Raw genomic sequence first — 23,128 nt, 5'->3', positions numbered from 1 at the left:
GGGTGGAGCAGCCCGGTAGCTCGTCAGGCTCATAACCTGAAGGCCGCAGGTTCAAATCCTGCCCCCGCAACCAAAAATATCACAGCTATATCAGCTTATTATTCAAAAGCCCCAATCCACGCGATTGGGGCTTTTTGCGTTCTAGGGGCAGAGTAGGGGCATCAATTATCAACACTGGCCAATGACCGCCAATAGAGAAAGACCTCTTTTGTCCTGAAAGACCGACACCAGGTCAAGCTATTATGTCGCAACCGTTTTTAAATGGCGTAGCTGCTTTTGCTCAGTCTATGGCCTCCTCTTGAGGCGTTAGGTATCGTTTTATAACATCAATCTGAGAAGGGAAGAGAAACGATCTTGCCGTATACACAACCGGTCAGTCCTGTATACCGCTCGATAGATGTCTTCTTCATTCCAAAGCAAATAATAAAAACGGTTCGTCGGATCGAAGCGATGCGAGCAAGAGAAAGCTTGCGAATTACAGCTTATCCCCAGCTGCATGGTTTCCACTAAATGTTTTTATATATGAATATATATGTATAGCGGTACCGTTTATGCGTGTAATCGGTACCGTTCATGCGCAACCGCTATTCGAAAGCAGCTGTAGGGTTCATTTGGGTGCGGTACCGTTTATGCGTGGATAAAGTGATGCACACAAAGGGTTATTCCCAGCCACATGCACTTAATTACACTAAGTTCAACCGTGCTGAGTTTGGATTTAGGGCGACTTAATACATAGTTGTACCATCCTTTTGTTACGTTATGGTGATGCATACACTGCATAGGAAGTGAGGCTTTGAGATGGAAAACACCGCGACCGAAAAATCAGAGACATTGGAGCAAACAGAGGCACCGTGGCCGCCACAAGCGATCGTGACGCCAACAGATTTTCGGAGCGTTGACTACAACTCTATCGTGCGTGATCTGAAATCTGTGTATGATAGCCAATTCGAAACTGAATTCATGAAACTTGCTCGAGCTAACAGGGGCAGTGAGCCAACATTCAGTGTTTTTCGTTTGTTAGCATCTGTGTGCGGTTTGCACTTCCGATTACATGACGTGTCAGGAGCTTTCGGAGCAAAAATACGGTTTGAAAATAGCCGTTCGCCTATTCCTGAGGATTGGCTTGGTCAGCAGACAGATTATCTCTTCGAACTATTAGAGGAGGTTGAGCATCCAGCGCTGCGTGCCCGGTTGGCTGATGTTGTGTGGATCAACGATCGCAAAAAAGGGAAGGCCGCCGCGATTGCCGTTGAGGCGTATTGCGAGTGTGTTGAAGGCCTAATTAATGAAACTTATGTGGGGCGATTCCCGTCTGATAGCGTGGTTTCTATAGAGCAAATTGACCTCATAGAGCGTGCAACTCAGATACACGTAAGGTCAAACAAGCGCACGGCACCGATGCACCAGCGGGTCTCGGAACTGCTAAGTTTGCTTTATTCCAAAGCACTACATTTCGTTGAAGTTGTGCCGTTGAAGCGATTAGCGACACTAGTTTCACAATATTCATTGATTACGATGGATCAGCTTGCTGCTGATATGGAGGCAGCGGCGGCTGCCGCGGAGCAAGCGACCGAATCGTACCCACTTGCCATTAAGGAGCTATGGGTTTTGGCTGCCTTCGCTTACGGAGAAGAAAGTCGGACTGATGATCAGCGTCGCTGCCAGCTTTCAGGAGTCGAGCAAACGCTAAAAATGGCATCTCAGACCGGCTCTTCATCTGGTGCAGCACACTGGTATCGACAAGCTATTGGGGAGCTACGTCAGATACCCGATACGAATGATCGTCGAGAAGAACTTCGCAAGGAAATGCGCATATTGCAGGAGAAGTCTCTAGAAGAGATGGAATCCTTCAAAATTCCTATTGATTTATCCGACATAGTCAGCGGCACTATTGAGGTGTTTGAAAAGTTAACATTGCCGGAGGGGCTCAAGCAATTCGCGCTGCTAGTTCGGCCCAATAGTGCGGAGCAGATGAGAAAGGAAGCCATGGAGTCGGAGACCGGCATTGCAGGTATGTTCGCGGCTACTCATCTCGACAGCGAGGGTAAGATCATTGCCACGGTTGAAGGAGCTTCGCTCAATGGCGCGCCCCCAAGCGAGAGTTGGTTGAAGAGCCAGATGGTCCGGCATTTACATTTTAAGATGGATATTACGGTTAGGGGGCAGCTCGAACCTGCTCGGCGTTTTCTAGCGGAGATGTTCCCGTTGTCAGAACGACATTTCAACTTTATCGTTCAGCAAAGCCCCTTCATACCCCGCCATCATGCCGCAACATTTTCGCTTGGCCTAGCTCGTCTTATGCAAGGGGATATGCTTTCAGCGGGACCGATTTTGATCCCACAGCTGGAGCATTGTTTGAGACACGTATTGATTAACAATAGTACTGATACATCAAAGATGCGGAACGATCTGACACAGGAGGATAGATCTCTCTCTACCTTGCTCGATAACTATCGGGGCGAACTGGTCTCTATTTTCGGAGAGGATATAATTTTGTACATAGATTTGATCTTCAATCATCGTCCGGGTCCCGCATTGCGACATGAGTTCGCTCATGGCAAGATCGGAGATCAGAGCTACGCTGACCCGACAATCTACTACGGCTGCTGTCTCATATACTTACTGGTATGTATCCCTTTGTTCAAAGGTTGGGCTCAGTACGTTGCACCAGCGATTGAAACAGGCTCCTTCTAAATTTGGTTGAACTCTCAGCTAGCGGACTGGTTGAAACCGTTAACAAGATGTCGAAAGCAAGCTGTTATGGTAAACGATAAATTACCGAAAGATATGAATTCGACTTGGCTTTAGGATAAGGTTATAGGTATCAGTATCGATCCTAGCTTGAGGATATACCAAATGTACCTTCACCAAAGCTTGCAGGAATTTCTTTTTGAAATTGCGGCGACCTTGTGGCGTTGCAGGGTAATCCGCGCCAAATTGTAGTTGTAGTACGGCCCATGGAATAGATGTTTTAGTGCGCAGGAACGATAGGCGATAGGAAAGCCAGACATAAACGTCTAGTGCCATAGGCGACCGCTTCAGCGCCTTCAGGGCACGTAGATCAATTGGGATTGGGTTTTCCGTTACTTCACGGAAGAATTTATCTGAAAGCGTTATTGTGCTTTCCCATAAAGCGCCTTGATCTGGCGTTTGTGGCTTCCACCATAGATTAGCGCTATCTGCAATAGTGATGTTTTCCAAGGATAGTGCGTAATCATTTTCCCATGTGCAAGAAATGGAACAGGCCATAAGCCGTGCCATTTGCTCGCGTAATCGTGGTATTGAACCCCAGCGCCCGCCTGTAGCGGTTAGTCCCAGCTCTGCCATGAAACGACTAAGACTTGAACCCAGTACTATTTCTCGGCTTTTTTGCTGTACAGCTTGTGTGGTAAGGTAACCGATCAACAGGCGGGGAATACTGCCATAGGGCAGACCGATGCGGGCAGGGGCAAGCATGCTCAGTGTGTAGGCACCATTGGTGCGGACAAACTCGTTGCTCTCAACTTTACTATGCGGCATTGTCGCCTGTACCATCGCGCACGCCATAAAGCCGAGCATTCCCGCTTCTTTAGCGGCTTCAGTTTCGATGGCAAGGCTGGTCGCATATAGGTTGTCGATCTGGCGAAAACGGCGATTGTCGTTGGCGAAAATGTTATCGAATGGCGAGATTATTAACTCGTCATCCAGCCACTGTTCTTCTGCTATCCATGTTCCGCCCATTGCACTCCTTGTTTATGCTCAAGATATCATAAGGAGACAAAAGCGGCCTAGAAAATTCCGTTATCTTTCTTTTCTTGGCTAGCGCCCCATAAATTTGCGTAGAGCGCCAAGAATCCCAGCTTTGGGTTGAGTACTGCTGACGGATGGTAACTCGGTAGGCACTGTATCGCGATGCAAAGGTTTTGTTGTCGGTATCTCATCCAAGGTTACAGGCCGATAAATTGATGGATCAAATGGTTTGCGCTCTCTGACCGCATCAACACGGGCATGGGCAAGCTCGACTTCCCGTGCCAGCGCACTCCACTCAACGATGCTTTCATTCACCCATGCGCCAGTCTTGTTTTTACCCTCCATTTTGACCTGTATTGGCTCACCAGTTTCACGATCCCAGCGCGCTATCTTACAGAAGTATTTTCCGGGCGGGAGCTGCGTGTCTTTGCGCTCGACTTTATCCCACGCCGCTAGCGGCCTGTCCGTTTCCGCATGGCAGGAGACAAAGAAACAATATTTTTCATCAACTGGATATTCGTGCTCACGGCCTAAATATGGATCAATGTCATCTTCATCATCATCGTCGTCAATATCATCCTCTTCCAGTGGTAGATAAAATAGAGTTCGTTTTTGTACATCGCCGCACAGGCCTGATGTGCCTGTCGGGATAGGTGTTTCAAACGGATTGTAGATAGGGGAGGCCATGAAATCACAAAATGTCTCGAATATAGCCCGGTTTGAAAATGTCCAGCCATTTAGATCGCCATCTGCAAAGAAGACAAGCTTGTTATCGTCAAAGCTTATAGACGGCAAGGAACTAAGCCTATCGGTGGGATCACGAAACTGGAGTTCAAAAAAGCTCGTGCTGTGATCAATGGTTACGTCGACAGTTGGAGTGATGGTACGTGATGTTCCCGTGCGGTCATTACGAATGTGAAGGATTTTTGGGGTTTCAAGATAGACGCCGACTTCTCCCGGCCAGATTGGTAGAGGTAACGGTTGACCGTTCAGATCAAGGAACCATGGCGCTGTGACATTGCGCTTATTTTCGGAGATCGCCCCATTAAGGGCACCTTCACGGGTTTTATATGCCATGCTTTCCTCTCGCAGCTTATGCAGCATTATTTTTTGCCGAGAAGCTTATCCATCACTCCAAAAATACTATCCAGCGATATGCTATTATTGTCTGATCGATTGACAGCCTGTGGTCTGGCGCTCGGATCAATTACCGGCCCGGTATAAAGACGAGGCTGGAATTGCTTTGGATCAAAGGGTTCACGTCTGATAAAATCGCCCCAGCGGGCATGGCCAAGCTTTAGCTCATTGGCAAAAGCTGACCAATCAATATGCCCTTCAGCTATGAAATCATCATTGGTGTTGTCGCCACGGATATAGAGCTTTTCAGGATCGCCCGTTTCTCTGTTCCAGCTGGCAATGCGGCCATGATGCGTGCCAATGCTAAGCAAAACATCTTCCTTGTCGTGACGATCCCAAACTGGCAGCGGCCTATCATTTTCAAAGCGGAAACTGATAATCTCGCAATAAGCATCTTCGCTGGGGCAGGCGTCGGTCTCGCCAATGTGCGGGATCGGTGTTTCAAACGGGTTATAGACTGGTGAGGCCATGAACGCCTGCAACGTCTCAAACATAGCTTTGTTTGAGAATGTGTAGCCTTCCTGCCCATTATCAGCTCGTAACGAGATATAGTCACGAATTGCCACTGAGGGCATAAAGCCTTCATGGTCTATGTCGTAAAATTCCAGCTCATAATAGCCTTCATTATGATCAACCGTGACAATGGCTTCCGGCGTATAGGTACGGGAACGACCCAATTGGTCATTGCGCAAATGGACAATACCGTCTTCAGGTTGATAGCGGACACCGGTTCCTACGGGCACATGAATGATGCTGGGTGAGCCTTGGGAATCTAGTACCCATTCGGCTGATACGGTTTTTGGGCTATCGTAAACATCGACTGCCGGTGCGCCTTCACGTAGCAAATTTTTCATTCGTTTTACGCGTCCTTTACGCCAAACTCGTGGTTATCAGGAATGCCCTTGTCTTTTGTCATTTCTTCAATTGCTTCGCGCACTTCCGCATCCGGGTCGTGTCGCTTGCGTTTTGGAATGCCATGATGCGCTTCAGTAGGGGTTTTTATTGGTGTTGTGGTCAAATCGGTGACGACTTGCTGCATGTCGGGTACTTTGTACCAAGGAAGGAGTGCGGCCATAGCAGGGTCATAGCCGGACTGAAACACAACTTGCAGCGGACGACCGACACCGAACTGACGTCGGATTTCATTAGGTGATGCCAAAGGCACACCCTTAAAATTTAACGATGCGCTCACACTGACATTGACCTGTGGGAAAGCATCAACATCCATGCCTGCTTCCCCAAAATGGCTGCTCGGCACTTCATAAGCGATGGTGCGTTTACCAAGCTGATTGGATAGCTGATCAGCGGTAGAATTGTCAGTGATGCCAAAATAAGATTGCGTGGCGCATTGGGCTAGAATTGTTTCCCAATCTTGTCCGTAATTGGATTTAAGCTGGTTCAAGCCTTGCGCAAAAAGCCAGAAGCGTACCCCGTAGCCGGTGATTTCTCCCAATGCCTTGACCAGCTCATCCATGCGGCCAAGCGCAGGAAATTCATCAATGAGGCATACTGTAGGGATGGCAGGAGGTGAGGCTGGGACAATCATGCTTTGATAAAACAGCGCAATAATCAGCTTCAAAAAAGCGCTATGGCTGTGCAGCTTATCGAAGGGCAGGATAACATAGACAGTTACGGGAAACTCACCGCGCATGGCGGCAAAATCGATATGATTAGCCGAAACTGTTTCGGACATGGCCGGTTCATCCCATATGCCTGTATTGGCATTGACCTGTGCGAGAATGCCGGAGCGCATACGTTCTTCATGACCGATAAAACGATTGAAGGCTGAGCGAACAGAAGCCTGCTTTGTTGTCTGTGCCCCGCTGGCTAAAATCTTTTGCAACGCCTCATCAGATTTTCCCATCAGGCTGCGGAATTGGCCCAAGGTTGGATTGGCAGAGGTTTCAATGATGTGGAGCAGCATTCCCGTTAAAAGGTTTGCAGCTTCCTGATACCAGAACCGATTATCGCCTTGGGGAACCTCACCAAGCAGGGCATTTGCCAACCGTCGGGCAGCTGACGCATCGGTAACAAATGCCAAGGGGTTGAATTTTGAGAAGGCGGCTTCCGCGTCCCATCCTTCCGTCACACGGAAAGGATCAATGCGAAACACCCGAGAAAATCTCCGACGCCATGAATGTGTCATAGCGTAGTTTTCGCCTTTGGGATCAATAATCAGCATCGAGCCTGCGTAGGTGACGAGGTTTGGTACAATCTGAGCGGCACCCTTGCCTGATCGGGTTGCCGCGATAGTGAGAAGATGCCCGGGTGCGGGCGAAACGATTGGTACCAGCTCACGCGTTCGTTCGTCGGGTACATAACCCATGGTAAGATAATCGCAGTGGTGGTCTTGATCGACTACTTGCGCGGCAATGGCCTTGGCTTCAGCAAGGCTCATCCAACGCGCATCGCCTTCAAGGGGCGGTGGTGAAGCAATTAGCGCTCTACGCTCTGCTTCTGCCTGAGCATAGCGCTTGCCTTGTGGCGTCCATGGCGGTGATGTGCCCGCTTGATTTTGCCACCCTCGGTTGAGATTTTTTCTGACCGCTTTGCTAAATGGATAAAGAAATTTTGTTAGCCAATCACGCGGATCCCCACCGCTCATTGCCTCTCCCCTTCGCCGTCAAGACGTCTCCCTTTCATGAGCCTACTCATGAAAGGCTTAAGGGGTCAATGGGTACAAGTTAGCGATGGTGGTGTTTGGCGCGCTCACGTTCCAGTTCACGCTCCAATTCGCGTTGGCGTTTGAGGTGCTTTTTTGCCAGTTCAAGATATTTGTCTGGAATGTAATGTTGTGGCCGCTGCGCAATGGCTGCCAGCGTTTTGAAGCTCATGGCATCAGCGTCGAGACCATGACCGGAAAGCAACACGTAAAAGCCTGCTAGTAATTCGGCCGCCTCGCTTTCGGATAGGGTAACGCCACCAGAGCGGGCAAAAAACGACCATGCGCCGATACGATCTTCTAGCCCATCAACGGGGCTGATCCACATTGTCAGTCGCGACGCCAGCGCAAAATGCGCGCGGTACGGCATGTTGACGAACACCCGTTCCCCGAAGGTTGGATCATTTTTATAACTAAGTGACGCCCAATGTTCACGCGCCAAAGGCCAAGCTCCTGTTCACCTTTGCAGTCAGAGAAGGTCGATGCGTGTGGATTTGTCGGACTGCGTTCGGTTATGGTTGCACCCATCGACCCCTTGCACTTATGGGGTGGCACGGTGTGGGAAAACTGACACACATTTTAGTGGCTCGTAGGTTGCGGAAACATCAGGGAAAACGCCTGTCAGCAGGCAGTTTACTTATCTCACAATATTGTACAGAATAGGTTTTTGTCACACACGGTTTTGTCGAACACCATAAGCTGATGAGATTGGGGTATCGGCCTGTGTTCATTGGGGGAGCGAGGAAGTGCTCCTGTACAGAAAATAGATTTCTGTACAACGTCGCAAGACAACCATTCGACCCGCTAACGCTTACGTCTCAAGGTGTCTGATTCTTCCTCGCCCTGCTCAAACGCCGCAGGGAGGGGCTTTGCACGATGCCGGCACAGGGACACCGTAAACCCGTTCATTCTCGCCGCGACAAGCAGATGACCTTTTGGGTCACTGCTGCCGAGCGCGACCGTATCCGCGAGAATGCGGAGCGGGCGGGTGTGTCCCCTTCGGCCTTCGTGCGTGGCCTCGCTTTGGGCAAGCCGATGACCGCCAAGCCGCAAGGCGAGGCCAAGGAGCTGCTGCGCCAGTTGAACCGCATCGGCAACAACCTGCAACAGCTCCAGCGTCACGCGCATATGATCGGCCCATCGGTTTGCGAATGCCTCTCCCATGTTTATGCCCGCGTTGACGCAGCGCTTGCACAATGGGCAACAGGTGCCATTTCCATTGTGCTTGCGCCCGAACTGATTTCCCGTCTGGCACATGCTGGAGCCGTGGTTAATCAGCTCGCCCATCAGGCTAACAGCCGCAAGCCGGTCGCCGAATCCGACCTGCTGCGTGCGCTGCAAGACCTGACGGAAAAGCTTCTGCCGGTAATGCGATGAGGGGATGCCATGATCGGGAACCCCTATAAGGGGCGCAGCTTCAAGGGCCTTATTCGCTACCTGCATCATGGCAGGACAAACGACCCGAAGCCGCACCGTGTCATCTGGTCTGAAGGTCGCAATATTGCGACGACCAATGACAAGGTACTTCCCGCAATCATGATCGCCACGGCAGAGCTTTCAAGTGGTGTGAAGAAGCCCGTCTATCATCTGCCCATCAGCTGGCCGCCTGAAGAAAAACTGCCTAAGCAAGTTCAGCTTCAGGTTGCGGATCAGCTCTTGGCCGATCTCGGTTTGAGCGAGCATCAAACCTTGATCGTGGCACATGATGATGGCGACTGCCCTCATATTCACATTGTCGTTAATACGGTGCATCCCGAAACAGGGCGCGTCTGGAATGCTTGGCGTGATGTGTTTCGGATCATGGAAAGTTTGGAGCGGCAGGAAAAGGAATTGGGTTTGAGGATCGTGGATCGACCCGATCTCGAAGCCCACCGCTCCGGCCAGAAAAAACATGATCGTAAAAAAGGCCCGACGCGCGATGAACGCAAGCGCGCCGAGCGCATGGACGACACACCACTTGTTAAATGGTCGGAAACAGACATGAGGGAACGCCGCAATCTCATCACGGCTCATTTTAAGGCGGCCAATAGTTGGTCAGACCTTGAAGGTCGCTTGCAGCGACACGGCCTGAAACTGGTGGAGGCAGGGCAGGGGTTCCGTATCACCGATGGCACCTATTTTATGCAAATGTCGAAAGTCGGAAAACACGCCCGCGAAGACAAGCTTGCGCAGCGGTACGGGGAAAGTTGGGAAGATTATCAGATCCTGCGCGAAGACGCTGAACATAGCCGCCAGCTGGAACCGCCGCTTTGGGAAGGTGACAGTGACGATGATTATGCTACTGCCATGCTGGCCGAAGCGGATGCGCTCGAACGGCAAAAACAGAGCAGGGAGCATACCGAACGCCTGAAGGCGGCCGTTCTGGCCTGCAACGATTGCGACTGGTATCGCGAGAAGGAGCGCGAAGCTTTTGAACTGGGGGCTAAGCGCATTCAGCTCAAAAGGGCACTTCGCTCGCATGAGTTTATCGGCGGGCGCATAGTGAATGATTACAACAAAGCGACGGATAACCTCAAAACCTATTGCGAAGAAATCTATCAAGACCCCAAAGCCGCGATGGCGTCTATCCGCAAGCAGCTGGATGCGGGAAAAAATATGGAAGACATCAACCTAGCCAGTGCAGGCAAGCTGCGGGGCTGGAAATTCCTTGGATGGGCCAGCAAGGCGCGCAATGAGGCACATCAGGCCATTGCGCGTGGTGGTGTCCAGCGTTCGCATGAGCGGTTGCGCCGCTTGCGCAACCAGCAGGAAGGCTCTGACTATGAACGCATGAAGCTGAATGCGCAGCTGGGGGATTTAGAGGTGCGTCATGCTGAGCTGATGGCGTTTTTTGGGCCTGATAGCAAACGCAAGGCGGTTCGCAAAGAGCTTTACCGAAAGCGCTACCACACGCTTGCAGGTATCACAGAAAAAGAAATTCTGGTATCAGAGCTGGAAGACGAGCAGAAAGAACGCCTGATCGCTGTCAAAAGCGCGATGCCATCATTTTACAAGCAACGGGTTATCGGCAAACTTGAGCCAGATCATATATGGCGCTCCGCTCTTCCCGAAGACATGAAACGCCGCCTTGCGCAGCATCTTGAAGACCGCATTGAGCGGGAGCGCATTGCCGAGCGTGAAGGTATCGCAATTGATACTGGCGATTGGGAACGCGACCGTCAGAATGAGCGTGATGCGATTGCCCGCTCTATGGGGAGATGGGGGCGAGGGCGTGGGCGGTAAAATGCACGGACGTATTTTTGAATTCGGAAAAACTACTTTCTCTTAAGCCGTAGAGTTTCCTGTATCGCGCGCACTTCATCACGAAGCATATCATTTTCAGCTTTTAATTCTTGCACAGCCTTCACCAAGGGGACGACAAATGAGGCGTAGCTCAATGACTTAACATTTTTCAGCTCTTTCTTTGAGCCATCCTCAAGGGTGATTTCAGTATCAGGACTATTGCCGACCAATTCTGGTATAATTTTTTCAACCTCTTGCGCGATAAAGCCATACTCAACTTTACCGCTTGTTTCTGTACGCCATTGGTATGTTACGGGTCGTAATTTCATTATTGTAAGAAGTCCACTACCTTCATCAAGGTCTGTGACATGCCATTTTAGACGGCCATCCGATGCGTTTGTCCAAGGTCTGTTTCCTCCACAGCCAGAGGTACTACCAGAGAAGCAGTAAAGGCCATACCCAGCTGTATGACCGTTCCTAAAATGCCCACCATAGCTATTTGCTATAGGCGTATTCGTATAGCCTTTTACGCCATAGGCCTCCACTGTATCTGCACTGGAAGTGGTATAACCAATAACCCCACTCGAGTTTTTTCCTCCCGTTGAATAGCCTACAACTCCACTTGATGATGAGGTGCCTCCGTTGCTTCTACCGCGTACGCCTGTTGATATATCGCTCCTACCTTGAGATACTGCATCGATGCCATAACAAAAATTTCCTGTGCCAGAGCAGTGAACCTCTAAAGCATTGGTCGTTGATCCTGTGCCTCCTGCTATGATCTTTGCGCCTGTATTGTAAGTTTCAGAGCCCGTTTTATTAATAGTGAGGGCGTATAAAGATGATGTTCCAGTATTTGTAAGCGTTGCTATGAAACGGGGGGAGCTTACGGCTTCCTTCGCAGTAATATAGGGGGCGCCTGATATGTTATTGTTGGACATATTTAATGCTTTGGTTGCAATATGATTACCGAGATTATCTCCACCTGTTGGAGCCGTTTGGTCACACGTGATTTTGCCGCTTACCGCGCGACACCAGCTGTTATTAGTCATGGCGCCAATTTTGGGATCGGTTTCCACTAGAACAGGCGGGTTTTGGTTGCAGTTAATTTTCCCGCCACTTGCCATACACCACTTGTTGTTGGTGATACTCCCGACGCTCGGGTCAAGTTCAACATAACCACCGTCGGAATCAGTTACGCAGCGCAACACACCAATACCTCCATTGCCTATGGCGGTTGTTAGTACTTGCCCCGCGCTACAAATGGGCAGCGCTGTTTTCGCGAATGCTTGTACAGTTGGGTCAGTTTCGGTGATACTTAAATCGCGCGACTTTACACAGCGCAGACGGCTGGTTGCCATTGTTAATACTTCATCTGCCGCGCAAGCACTGATGGTATAGGCGGTGTTGCGGGCAAAATCCTGCACATATGGATCAACCTCAAATCCTGATGTACCTGAACTGGTGGTACAAATAAACTTAGTGCCATCAGAACGCAGAACTTGACCTGCGCTACAAGTTGGTAAGTCATTTTTGGCAAAGCTTTTAACGGTGGGATCGGTTTCTTGCATGCAGCCCCATGTACCACTGCCAGCAGGGTTCCATGTGATTTTGTAGCCTGCGCCATTTGCGCCACCGCCGATGCCGCATTGGGCAATGTTTTTCCACGCATGGTCGGCTATATTGGCAATATCACCTTCAACGGCATCAAGACGGCTATCCTGCTGGCCATTTTTTACCTGAAGCTGGCGTATTTGCGCTGCCTGTTTGGCGTTTTCTATACCGCGGGCGCTGCTTTGCACCGTGAATCGTTCTTGGGCAACAGTATCAAGAGGCAATCCAAATAATAGTGTGAGGCCAGCAATGATGCTGAGTGATAGTAAGTATTTTTTTTGTGCTTTCTGACCCATTAATGTCCCCCCCTTTGGTTTACACCGTGCTATTGCCCGTATCAGCAAAAGAGGTACGTCACGCATAACATTGGGGATGGTCTGAAAACGTAACGCACCGCTTTTGCAGATAGCATTCGAGTTGTGGAGAGCTACGATATTAATAATCACGCGCTCGCAAGAGCGGGGAAATAGGCCTTGGCCGTGGTGGTCTGTTAGGCGGATTTTAATGAAGCCGTGAAAGAGCGATAGCTTATCATTACGAAATAATTTCCAGACCGAGTACGGTGTGCGTGTCATCCCACTCCCAAAGCTATATTATTTAATATGTAAATCCTAACTGCATAAAAATTTATGTTTATGCAGCTCTTTTATATAGTCGCACATTATTACTCATAACTGACAATATTAATTGCAATTAAAAAGGTGATGTCTCACGAAAATAATGAATATTATAAATATAGATAATATTATTATAATAGTTATATGTTATGTAATGTTGCTGTGATGAATATTAACGACCTGCGAGCAAGGGACATTAGATTATTTGGATTTGATCCAAACGACCGTAATTATATCGAAATGGCCTTACATAAGGCAGAACCTGCCAACGTGGTTTGTATTGAGTTTCAGGAACGGCTTGGGCTTTTACGGGCAACATTCCATGATCTGTTGCACAGACGGCCTCATGCGAAAGAAATGACTATTTCTCGACCAGATACGGCCTTAGAGAAAATCGTGATCGAGAGATTTCGTATGGAACTCTCATCGCAGGGCTACGAAATCAGTGTCCGTATCTTCTAATTCATAGCTGGCAGAAGTCGGTAGCTACTTTTTTATGCCAGTGGGCTTATTGTTCCAGTGCCGCAGTTATGAAAGGATGGCTAATAGCCTAATTCTATATCTACCAATGTGGCTATTTCCTTAAATGTGCTGATAAGCCCAAATTCCAGCCCTATTGCAATAGTGTCATGGAAGGCGCGCACATTTGCACAGCCTATATAATCGCGCCAGTTACGAATATCAGATGCCAGCTCCGCTGCTGAAATCCGCTCAATAATACCATTATCATTGTCGGTGTGTAGTCGAACACGTCGGCAGACTGTAGGAAGGGCGGTGATAATAACACCAGCATTCATTAAACGTACATTGAATGGCAGGCCATTGCCGCCATGATAGGAGCGGCCATCATCGATAGGAACACGTTCCAGCATCTTGCGGGAGAATAGTGCGGCCAATGGATGCCCATAGGATGGAAACATGGCCTGTCCCGCCAGCACGTCCACTGTGAAACTATCATCATGAATGCGGGGAAACTGCTCAACCACAATGCCGCGTGATGTCACGGTTTCGGTCGCGCCGAATACCGCATCAACTGGGCTATCATGCATAAGCGCGATGCGCTCGTCCAGATGGCAGGGCAGAGGGTCGTCATCATCTTGAAAATATACAAATGGGCTGTCACCAAGTGCTAACCCGAATTGTCTTAAAATATTGGCGTCACCAGCTGGCATATTCGTCACCGTCACACGCGGCAAAACCATGGTTTCGCGTGCCTGCTCGATCCAGCGCAATAGTGCTTTCACGTTGTCGCCGTGATCATCATCAAAAATGACGATAAAATGGTGCCGCATCCAGCGTTGAGGGTTAAGTGCAGCTTCTTGAAGAATACGCCGGTAGAAAATCTGCCCCCGGCGTGATGGCGTAATCACGTCGATCAGGTCAGTACGAATAGGTATCGTCATTGCAAACCTTTGCCGGTGGCCCGCGACAAACGCAACTTGGGGTCAACGTGGTGCCACGGGTCTTTTCCGATGCAACTTCCGACACTGCTTTATGACCATCGCAACAAATGCGCTGCTGACAGGTGTATGGTTCATATCTCCTATGTTGTGTCCTTGCAGTTGACGCTTTGATGGCGCACCGCGCTGATGCGGCAATCGTCTGTCCGCTCCCTTCGCTGCGCTACCGTGTTGCCGTTGCCCCTTCAGCTGTTTCGGTACGCCCAAGGTCTCCGCGTCCGCAAGGATGAAACACAACAAAGGAGATCTAAAAATGAACCTATTACCAGAAACAGACGCAAATAACGTTGCCCTGATTATCGCGAAGCAAAACGACAAGTTTCGCGCACGTCTGCAAATGCCTGTCTTTGATGCTGAAGGCATCCGGGGCTTGCATGTTGTCACCAGAGGTTTTGCTAGCCTGCCACCAGTCGCGCAGATCGAGATATGCGCGCTGATCCGCGCCCAAAGTGATTTTACGCCTGATAACGATCCCTACGGCGAGCGTGATTTCGGCTGTATCAAGCACGCTGGCAGCACTGTCCTCTGGAAGATCGACTACTATGCCGACGAGACGTGCGACTACGGTTCCGATACTCCGCACGATCTGGGGCAATGCTATCGCGTGATGACCGTCATGCTGGCGCATGAGCGGTGACGCCATGTGCTGTAACCACTACGGCCAACCTTTCGGTTGGCCGTTCACACGCATAGCAAACAACCCGCCTGCTACAGCTGCACCTTGCCATAATTGCCGGTTGTCGCCTAAGAAAATAATGCAACCCTGCATGTCAGTCTGATCTTTTCAGTGCCCGTCATAAGAGTGCGGTACCCTTCGGGGTTTGCACTTTCCTTACCGTTTTCCAGCGCGAAACTTGTTTTCATCGCAGACGTAATTGCGATGCATATCATGAGCGATAAGCCGAAGCCGCCCTTATGCAAAAGGGCGGCTTCGGTTATTTATTCAGCAGCCACTTCCTAAAGAAGCCATAGTATTAATCGAACCGCGTATTCGTCGTAAGGTGCATGAGTTTTCTTGTATTTTATGGCAGGCGAATTTTTCTTTATCTTTTTCAGTTCGACCCGGAATGATGGAATTGTCATCACAGACATAGCCCTGTGTGTTTATCCATTCTTCGAACTTGTTTTCATCAGAACAATAAGGCGGCCGAAAGCTGGTGCAGCTAATATCCATCAGGCGTGGCCATGAGGAGCCTGCTTCACCAAAATCAACAACTGCGCGATAACAAGACAGCATTCTTGTATGCCAATGCAAATCGGAAATATCATCCCTGCTTTTTTTCTGATCATCGGTAAAATTTGTGACGAGTTTCGCATAGTTCAGATTATAGTGTTCAACATATTCATCCATGATACGCTCGGTTTCATAGCGTGAATATTCATTAAGATATGCGTTATATTTACCGCCGGGATTTATGAAACTCCACTCAAAACCATCACGGTTGTTATTCATATAAAGCGTTACTGCTGCTGTATATCCCTCGCTGATTTTACTAATCACACAGGTTTTTTGATAGGAAAGAGCGCGGCCAATATTTTGTACGATACTCTTGTGCTTCTCTGGCATTCCTTCCGGCGGAGTGGGTTCAAGTGTTTGTGCATTTGCATGAGAAACAAGCGCAATGCTCATGGTTAAAGATAAAAGGAATGATTTTATTTTTAGCATTTTGTGTTCCCCCGATGATTGGTAACTGCTGATGATGGAGGGCGCAGGCTATGTACTCAATCCAGCCCATAACCGATGAAACTTGCAGTTCTTGCTGCTTCATCGCGTAGGCATTGGGCTTCTAGCGCCATGCCGGTCTGGCCGAATTGTTGCGTGTCCCGAAACACCGTGCATTTGACCTTGGCAAACTGCCTGCTTTCCTTGGCAAGCTTGGCGATATTTGCGGATAGGCTGGTGGTGTTATTCTCTTTCCAGCTTTTTACAGCGCGATCAGTTAAGCTATTCCATGCACTTGCTTCATCAAGCAGGCACTGGCTTTGTTCAGATATCTGAGGAAGAGGAGCCGCGTTTTCGGCTTTTGTCGCACATGGATCGGAATAGCGCCCGATGCACGTTAGTGCTTCGTCCGAACTGGTTTTGCCTTTTAGACAAGAAGTTAAAACTTTGAGTGCTTGCTTTGGTGATGCTGATGCTGATGCTTCAAGGGGCATGCAGGGTAGGGCGATCAGGACGATCCCGAAGCCAATAAGTGGATATTTACGTAATTGTTTTGTCACTGCTTGCCCCTCATAGCCCATTTATTTGCCAAACATTGAAACGGCGACAAACAGACCAACAAGCCACATAACGGGCGACCCGAATATGGCTATCAGCAAAAGGCCAAGGCCACCTTCTTTGCGCTGCATTTGCATGACTGCAATGAGCATGGCGATCAAAATGAAAATGCCACCGATGAAGGTGGTAACGATGGGGAGCGGTGTGAAGAAAAATGCCCAACCGATCAGGAGTAATATCCAGCCTGATTTGCTTTTCGATGGCTGTAATGCCTGCGCCTGTTCCATTTCCCTGTTCCTTTCAAGACTGCCCGCTACAAGTGATTGGGCAAAGTAATGGCGGTGACGTAGCTCAAAGGCCACGTCAGGATCGTGAACTGGCAGAGTGTGGGAATGTGTTGCTTGAACGGCACGCAGGTTTTACGAATTGCTGCATCTATGGAAAGTAATGCTGCAATAAAAAATCGATGCATTGTAGCATAGGTATGAAAACGTTGGTTTTTGTCAAAGAAGAATTTGCCGCATTCGCAGCATTCAATGACTGGCAAACCGGGCGCTTTAAAGGCATGGCAAAAATAAAACTTGCAGCGGGCAAAAACGAAGGTTTCTGTCAATGCTGAAAACGCATTTGAGCCTCTAAATCATAATAATGAAAGCTCTTTCAATGCGAATTGGCTATGCACGTGTGTCTACACTTGAACAAAATCTTAAATTACAACTGGCTGCACTTAAAAATGCAGGCTGTGAACGTATCTTTGAAGACCTTGGCGTTTCTGGCAAGATCAATGAGCGCAAAGGGCTTGCAGCAGCCATGAAGAGCATGAAGCCCGGTGATACGCTTGTTGTTTGGCGGCTTGACCGTTTGGGGCGTTCTCTTGGTCATCTCATTGATCTCATCAATCGGCTTGCGGGTAAGGGCGCACATTTCCAGTCACTCAATGAGGCAATCGACACCAGTTCTTCTAGTGGGCGTCTTGTCTTCCACATGATGGGGGCACTTGCAGAATTTGAGCGCTATCTCATCAGCGAACGCACCCGCGCTGGATTGCAAGCTGCCAAAGAAGCCGGAAAGATACTTGGCAGGCCGCCGCTGCTGACAACCGAGCAGGTTGAACAGACCCGAAAGATACTTGCCCGTGGTGATAAATCACTTGATGATATTGCCAAGCATTATGGTGTGCATAGCAGGACACTGATCCGTGCGCTTCAGCGTTGATAATCAGATTGATTTTTGAAGGCGTTTGATCTTGTTGTCTTTGGCCATGCCCGTCCTTTAGCTCTAGCTATGTGGTCGTTGTTCTCAATGTGGCATTCCTAGCGAACAGTCTCCTGAAACCGCAAGGCGGCGGCAGAATTTTTCTCCCCGCCTTCGGCTCCTCGCGCCCATATTCATTCCAGAAAAATCCTTAAGCCTCTGCCTCTCACCATTGGTTCGCCCAAGGGTGCGGTCGGATCCTGTCCGCTTTTTACGTCAGCCATCGAACAACGCACAGCTAAGAAAGGAGTGCTTAAGATGGCAAAGGCAACACAGAAACTCGACGTTTATTCAGAAATCACCAACCAGATCATCGCAGCAATTGAGCAGGGGGCTGATAAGTTCCAGATGCCATGGCACCAGAGTGGTGCGGCAACCATGTCACCAACCAACATTGACACGGGCAATGAGTATCGCGGGATCAACATTATATCTTTGTGGGCAGCGTCACAGGTGCGCGAATACTCAACCGGCATTTGGGGCACCTATCGCCAATGGCAGAATGCGGGTTGCCAAGTTCGCAAGGGTGAGAAATCCGCAGTGGTTATTTTCTACAAGGAATTTGAATGTGACGATGAAGGCAACACCAGTGATGGTGAACCTCGTAAGCGCTTGATGGCTCGTGCATCCCGCGTTTTTAATGCTGCACAGGTTGATGGTTATGAGCCGGAAACAATCGAACCAGTTTCTAACCCAGTCACGTCCATTGAGGCCGCCGACCATTTTATCAAGGCGACTAGAGCTAATATCTGTCATGGCGGTGAGCGTGCCTATTACCAGCCATCTACTGACCTGATCCAGATGCCGCCGCGCGAATGTTTCCACGGCTCCGATACCAGCACTGCAACTGAAAGCTATTACAGCACATTGTTGCACGAGCTAACGCATTGGAGTGGCCACAAGAGCCGCTGCGACCGCTTCACGTCAGGCGTATTCAAGAAGGATGATTATGCCCGCGAAGAACTCGTAGCAGAGCTTGGTGCAGCCTTCCTTTGCAGCCAGTTAGGCGTAGCACTTGATCCACGCGCGGATCATGCGGCTTATATTGACCATTGGCTAAAAATACTGAAGGCCGATAGCAAGGCAATCTTCCAAGCATCAAGCTTGGCAACCAAAGCTGTTGAATACCTTAAAGGGCTACAAGTGTAGCCCCTTGGGCCGAAGTCGCATTTATTGAGGCTAACTAATTGTGAAGATAGTTACTCAGGTAGGCTTGTAACTTGCTATAGTAATGCGTCTTAGAAGCTGATGAAAGCGAGCTTAATAACGTAGAAAACTAACTGGGGTCAGCAGCTAGTCATGGCGATAGGCTGGTAAGTTTTGGAGCTGCGGACACTTTTGTACTGTGATGCGCAATCACCTCAACAATCGCAGTTAACAATGGCTCAAACCCGTTGAAGTTTACGGTTGTCTTGTTCGCCGCGACTACCTTTGTTGCGAATACCTTCTTATCATAGAATTTGCTACCGTCCTTCTTGGAATTTGTATCATTGAATTGCTTGCCGTCGTAAATTGTTTTGAGAAGCGTTTCATCGAAAAGTTTTTCAATGGGGGTTTCTTCTGTCCCAATTTTAGGGATAGGAACCACATAAAGATTTGACATAAGGTGGTACCAAGACTGAGAGCCTATTGTTTTTCCGCTCTTGCTTGCAACAGCCTTGAATAATTCTTTAGATCCAACATCCGAGTCCGCGATGATTATAAGTGGCTGTTTACCACCACTTTTGAATTTTTTGACACGGCTGGCGTACGTATTCACAAGCTTCAATAGTTCGCCACTACCTCCGCTCAACTGCTGTAACGCTGCTGAGGTTTTGGTGTATTTGAAAAGTCTAACCTTTAGGTCTCCTGCATGGTTTGTGAGTGTCGGATACTTTGGTGCGAGAGCTTGGATTGCTGACTTAATATAGATATTGTCCGTCACTCCTTCACATAAGAGCACGGGCCGTTTATTGCCGTAGAGGTCGACGTAGTCAGCAAATTTCTCGAAAAGCTTTGAGCTGGCCCAAAGGTTGCCATTCTTGGGTTTTTCCTCGGAACCTTCAGGTGACATTTTACCCGCAGGCCCCCGTCCACGAACCTGATAAATATAGGCGAGTCGGCCGCGCAGTTTTTTACGTGACAATCGCTGCTTTACGCCGTTTACCTTGATATAACAATCACCATCCATAAAAAGGTGGTGGCACATGGCGGCAACAGTGGCATAATAGTCGGAGGGGATATTCACTTTCTGATTGACAACAACCCCCGTTACTTCTTGTCGTGAATAATCGAATTGCATACGGGTTTTTACAGTGTTCAGTTCGAAGCCAGCTCGTCTTATTGCTTTGACGAGTTTTGCCCCTGCCTCCCAAGCGTTAACACTTCCTATAATACGTAACCCGATGGCCGCCGGGAAGTTTTTTTCAGACGTGGAGAAGCTTATATCATCCGCATATCGAGTATAGGTGCAGTTATATCGTTGAGCGAGTTCGTTGAGTCGGATATCGAGAACATTGGCAATGAGATTCGATATGACAGGTGAACATGGGCTCCCTTGAGGCAACTGGTTTTCATGGCAGGCAATTTGCGCAAGTAGGGTAGCCATTAATGGTTTTAGCTCAAAGTCTTTGTTTTTGATAAAAAAACCCCGAACGCGGCCAAAATTGATAGTTGGAAAAAAATCCTTTAAGTCCACATTGAAAACGAATCTTTTCCCTCGGTGTTTCTCTCCATTTGTAATAATGGAGAGTTTTTTCTTAAAGCCATGAGCGAGTATGCAGTCAGTTTTCTTCGTCCGGTTTTTTTCGAGGATCTGCTCGATTTCGAGCAGATCCTTAGCAATACCTGTCTGAATAATTTTGAGTGCAGGATGCGGAGCTTTGATTGGACGAACCCCACCAGCCCGTTTAGGCACAGTAAATTCGGTGTACTGGGAAGGGTGTGGAGGTTTACCGAGCTTATAAAGGGCGTAGGAGATTTGCGATGGCTTCAACTGAAGAAGCTTCGCGAGGTCGGTAATATTTTCCGCCTTCTTATACTGCTCTAATTTTAGGGAAAGAACTGTCATAATGGTGGCTTGCGGATACTCCTACGCGATTTAGCGTGTTTTTAGTCCTATAGTCATATTCTTACCGGCTCTTTTTAGGTAGCGTTGAGGCCGTATTGCTTTCACCTGTGAAGAACCCCCACAGTAAAATCTATCCGCAAACCGATTTTAGTAAAGACAGATTATTAATTATAACGCAATGGGATGCCCGCTAGTCCACAGGAAGTATTTTGCTATCGTTGATAAAGCATGGATATTCGTATTTTAAAAACGGCAGTAAATCGGAAGACTGTTATTGATCATATAAATAGAGGGGACCTCTCCTTTGCAGGTTAAAGGTTCAGCATAAATTGATATTGGTTTTAAACCTATAACGGATCAGGCGGTTAAAAACTATGTAAATGAAACAGCCCCGCAATTGAGCGAGGCTGTTTCGTGTCAGAAATCCGATTTTCAGCATTTCGTCATATGTGTGGCTGTAAGCGGTAGCTTTCGAGCCAAGCCTGAAATGCCATGCGATCAATATAGACCCGATTGGAAATCTTAATAATCGCACTGGCAAGCCCATTCGTCTTCGCATTGAAGATATACCAACGGAGCGATTGCTCAGTTAGAAAGGGTGCTTCTTTGACAAGCTGTTTGACGGTTCTTAGATCCTCGTAATTTACCAACACGGTTTGTTCCTGATAGAATTTCTCCTTAAGGGTGACAAACTGGGGGTATTGTAAGTCAAATAGCTGAAAGGGCAAGAATGCTAGGCTGCTTGGCGATTACACCGATCAATCAAACATTTTATCATTCAGCTTTTCTGCTAAACTTCTTTTGTGATCCCCTGACAAATGCGCATAACGCTTTACCATTTGCAGCGTTTTATGACCAAGCATATCCGCTATCTCTAGGAGGCCAGCACCTTGCATGGCTAAGTAACTCGCAGTGCTATGCCGTAAGTCATGGAAGCGAAAATTACGAACACCAGAAGTGGCGATTGCATTTTCCCATGATGTACGAATATCAATGGCAGCGCGTAGATCACGGCGAGGAAAGAGCCAGCGACTATCCGCATTTGGCGCATACTGATCGTAGCTTTCATTGACCCATTGTATTTGCTCTGTGAGAAGTTCGTGTAAATGCCCGACAATCGGAACGGAGCGCGTTTCACCATTTTTGGTATCGCGCAAAATGGCAAGGCCGCGAGCCATATCAATATCGCGCAATGTTAAGCCAAGAATTTCACCACGTCTTGCGCCCGTTGAGAGGGCAAAAATGACGATAGGATATAGTTGCTGGTTTGGGCTGTTCCGGCAGGCTTCAAGTAAAACCTTGCGTTCACTATCTTCAAGATAGCGATCACGCTGATCACGGATGCCTGTTATTTTGTTAACGCCATCAAGTGGATTGCTTCCAATCCATCCCCATTGTTGCGCATACTTAAACAAAACCGCCAATGTATCACGATAGTGTTTTAAGGTTTTTCTTGATTTGGGTTTGACGCTGACCTGTTCATTGGCACTCTTTATGGATTTAGGATTGGAGCGGCCATCGGGAGCGTCTGCCAATTTGTTTATTTGGTCTGAAATTAACTCAGGGGTGACAAATGATAAAGCGTGAGCACCAAGCTCTCGCTGCCAATATCCTAAATATGTCTGTGCGGCACGCTGTGTCGTTTTTGCGAGGTTGGGTACGACTTCTTCCTCATAGCGGTGAATAACGTCTGAAAGCGTCTTACGCTTCGCTGTACGGACGATATTTTTAATCTCGCCATTGCGAATAGCCGTTTCAGTCTTTGCCGCCCAAATTTTGGCGTCTGTTAAACGCTGGAATGTTTTCTTCTGGCGAGGAAAACCAGCAATACGAATATCAACTAAATAAACGGTTCCGCTTTTGCGCTCTCGTTTTTCTATTGTAGCCATATCACCTCCGCAATGCCCCTGCGTCTCATTAGGATTAGATGACCTGAAGTCGTAAGAAATGCTGATTAGGGGCAGTTTAGGGGCATATAGACATATGGAATGATCACATATGTCAATAGCAGGCAATAAGTGATTGCTTCATAACTATCTGAATATATTTGCTTTTTATATTGATGTTTATTGGCCATAATTGAATTTCTTCAGGCTCATAACCTGAAGGCCGCAGGTTCAAATCCTGCCCCCGCAACCACTGATAACGACAAACCCGTAGCATCTG

Annotated in this window: 20 protein-coding genes; 7 read left to right on the top strand and 13 right to left on the bottom strand. The window is 48.5% G+C overall.

Annotated features, from left to right (window positions below; genetic code table 11):
• The first annotated feature begins 798 nt into the window (after positions 1 to 798).
• A complete protein-coding gene (locus tag JNC77_RS16530) occupies positions 799 to 2,694 on the top strand; it encodes a DUF7380 domain-containing protein (RefSeq protein WP_374834487.1) in 1,896 nt (631 codons plus the stop codon).
• Positions 2,695 to 2,775: 81 nt separating this feature from the next.
• Here the strand turns inward: JNC77_RS16530 and JNC77_RS16525 are convergent, their stop codons facing one another.
• The 5 genes from JNC77_RS16525 to JNC77_RS16505 form a co-directional block, all read right to left on the bottom strand.
• The gene (locus JNC77_RS16525) at positions 2,776 to 3,720 is read right to left on the bottom strand and encodes a replication protein RepA (RefSeq protein ID WP_374834485.1); all 945 of its coding nucleotides are present in this window, start codon (positions 3,718 to 3,720) and stop codon (positions 2,776 to 2,778) included.
• 78 nt (positions 3,721 to 3,798) lie between these two features.
• The gene (locus JNC77_RS16520; protein WP_374834483.1) at positions 3,799 to 4,806 is read right to left on the bottom strand and encodes a hypothetical protein; all 1,008 of its coding nucleotides are present in this window, start codon (positions 4,804 to 4,806) and stop codon (positions 3,799 to 3,801) included.
• Positions 4,807 to 4,832: 26 nt separating this feature from the next.
• Positions 4,833 to 5,720: a hypothetical protein gene (locus JNC77_RS16515; protein WP_374834481.1), complete on the bottom strand. Its 888-nt coding sequence runs from the start codon at positions 5,718 to 5,720 to the stop codon at positions 4,833 to 4,835.
• 5 nt (positions 5,721 to 5,725) lie between these two features.
• Positions 5,726 to 7,471, bottom strand: a complete 1,746-nt coding sequence (locus JNC77_RS16510; protein ID WP_374834479.1) for a type IV secretory system conjugative DNA transfer family protein — start codon at positions 7,469 to 7,471, stop codon at positions 5,726 to 5,728.
• A gap of 79 nt (positions 7,472 to 7,550) precedes the next feature.
• Positions 7,551 to 7,970, bottom strand: coding sequence for a hypothetical protein (locus tag JNC77_RS16505; protein ID WP_374834477.1), 420 nt, complete (start codon positions 7,968 to 7,970; stop codon positions 7,551 to 7,553).
• A 434-nt stretch (positions 7,971 to 8,404) separates the two neighbouring features.
• Between JNC77_RS16505 and JNC77_RS16500 the strand changes: the two genes are divergently transcribed.
• Both JNC77_RS16500 and JNC77_RS16495 read left to right on the top strand, forming a co-directional pair.
• Complete coding sequence (locus JNC77_RS16500; protein WP_374834475.1) at positions 8,405 to 8,905, top strand: plasmid mobilization protein; 501 nt, start codon at positions 8,405 to 8,407, stop codon at positions 8,903 to 8,905.
• Between the two features lie 9 nt (positions 8,906 to 8,914).
• Positions 8,915 to 10,750, top strand: a complete 1,836-nt coding sequence (locus JNC77_RS16495) for a relaxase/mobilization nuclease domain-containing protein (RefSeq protein ID WP_374834473.1) — start codon at positions 8,915 to 8,917, stop codon at positions 10,748 to 10,750.
• A 32-nt stretch (positions 10,751 to 10,782) separates the two neighbouring features.
• On the opposite strand, the gene JNC77_RS16490 is transcribed toward JNC77_RS16495, so the two are convergent.
• Complete coding sequence (locus tag JNC77_RS16490; protein ID WP_374834471.1) at positions 10,783 to 12,936, bottom strand: tail fiber domain-containing protein; 2,154 nt, start codon at positions 12,934 to 12,936, stop codon at positions 10,783 to 10,785.
• Between the two features lie 207 nt (positions 12,937 to 13,143).
• On the opposite strand from JNC77_RS16490, the gene JNC77_RS16485 reads away from it, so the two are divergent.
• Positions 13,144 to 13,440: a hypothetical protein gene (locus JNC77_RS16485; protein ID WP_374834469.1), complete on the top strand. Its 297-nt coding sequence runs from the start codon at positions 13,144 to 13,146 to the stop codon at positions 13,438 to 13,440.
• A gap of 80 nt (positions 13,441 to 13,520) precedes the next feature.
• On the opposite strand, the gene JNC77_RS16480 is transcribed toward JNC77_RS16485, so the two are convergent.
• Positions 13,521 to 14,381 carry a glycosyltransferase family protein gene (locus JNC77_RS16480; RefSeq protein WP_374834467.1) on the bottom strand — a complete coding sequence of 287 codons (861 nt, stop codon included), beginning with the start codon at positions 14,379 to 14,381 and terminating at the stop codon, positions 13,521 to 13,523.
• A 310-nt stretch (positions 14,382 to 14,691) separates the two neighbouring features.
• Here JNC77_RS16480 and JNC77_RS16475 point away from each other — a divergent pair, with 310 nt between their 5' ends.
• The gene (locus JNC77_RS16475; RefSeq protein WP_374834465.1) at positions 14,692 to 15,075 is read left to right on the top strand and encodes a DUF3768 domain-containing protein; all 384 of its coding nucleotides are present in this window, start codon (positions 14,692 to 14,694) and stop codon (positions 15,073 to 15,075) included.
• 306 nt (positions 15,076 to 15,381) lie between these two features.
• On the opposite strand, the gene JNC77_RS16470 is transcribed toward JNC77_RS16475, so the two are convergent.
• The 4 genes from JNC77_RS16470 to JNC77_RS16455 are packed head-to-tail and all read right to left on the bottom strand — an operon-like array spanning position 15,382 to position 17,272.
• The gene (locus tag JNC77_RS16470; protein WP_374834463.1) at positions 15,382 to 16,104 is read right to left on the bottom strand and encodes a hypothetical protein; all 723 of its coding nucleotides are present in this window, start codon (positions 16,102 to 16,104) and stop codon (positions 15,382 to 15,384) included.
• A 56-nt stretch (positions 16,105 to 16,160) separates the two neighbouring features.
• Complete coding sequence (locus JNC77_RS16465) at positions 16,161 to 16,661, bottom strand: hypothetical protein (RefSeq protein ID WP_374834461.1); 501 nt, start codon at positions 16,659 to 16,661, stop codon at positions 16,161 to 16,163.
• Between the two features lie 21 nt (positions 16,662 to 16,682).
• On the bottom strand, positions 16,683 to 16,946 hold the full coding sequence (locus tag JNC77_RS16460) for a hypothetical protein (protein WP_374834459.1): 264 nt from the start codon (positions 16,944 to 16,946) through the stop codon (positions 16,683 to 16,685).
• A 26-nt stretch (positions 16,947 to 16,972) separates the two neighbouring features.
• A complete protein-coding gene (locus JNC77_RS16455) occupies positions 16,973 to 17,272 on the bottom strand; it encodes a hypothetical protein (RefSeq protein WP_374834457.1) in 300 nt (99 codons plus the stop codon).
• Positions 17,273 to 17,307: 35 nt separating this feature from the next.
• On the opposite strand from JNC77_RS16455, the gene JNC77_RS16450 reads away from it, so the two are divergent.
• Both JNC77_RS16450 and JNC77_RS16445 read left to right on the top strand, forming a co-directional pair.
• Entirely contained in the window at positions 17,308 to 17,874 is a 567-nt protein-coding gene (locus JNC77_RS16450) for a recombinase family protein (RefSeq protein ID WP_374834455.1), read from the top strand.
• A 297-nt stretch (positions 17,875 to 18,171) separates the two neighbouring features.
• Positions 18,172 to 19,062, top strand: a complete 891-nt coding sequence (locus JNC77_RS16445; protein ID WP_374834453.1) for an ArdC family protein — start codon at positions 18,172 to 18,174, stop codon at positions 19,060 to 19,062.
• 148 nt (positions 19,063 to 19,210) lie between these two features.
• Here the strand turns inward: JNC77_RS16445 and JNC77_RS16440 are convergent, their stop codons facing one another.
• Together JNC77_RS16440 and JNC77_RS16435 are read right to left on the bottom strand one after the other, a co-directional pair.
• Positions 19,211 to 20,962 (bottom strand): retron Ec67 family RNA-directed DNA polymerase/endonuclease, encoded by a 1,752-nt coding sequence (locus tag JNC77_RS16440; protein WP_374834451.1) that lies wholly within the window; start codon positions 20,960 to 20,962, stop codon positions 19,211 to 19,213.
• A 758-nt stretch (positions 20,963 to 21,720) separates the two neighbouring features.
• A complete protein-coding gene (locus JNC77_RS16435; RefSeq protein WP_374834449.1) occupies positions 21,721 to 22,851 on the bottom strand; it encodes a tyrosine-type recombinase/integrase in 1,131 nt (376 codons plus the stop codon).
• Positions 22,852 to 23,128: the final 277 nt, after the last annotated feature.

This window comes from Paenochrobactrum pullorum, assembly GCF_041929845.1.
GTDB classification, from domain to species: Bacteria; Pseudomonadota; Alphaproteobacteria; order Rhizobiales; family Rhizobiaceae; genus Paenochrobactrum; species Paenochrobactrum pullorum.
The sequence above is the reverse complement of the archived record's forward strand: the minus strand, read 5'-3'. Positions and strand labels throughout refer to the sequence as shown.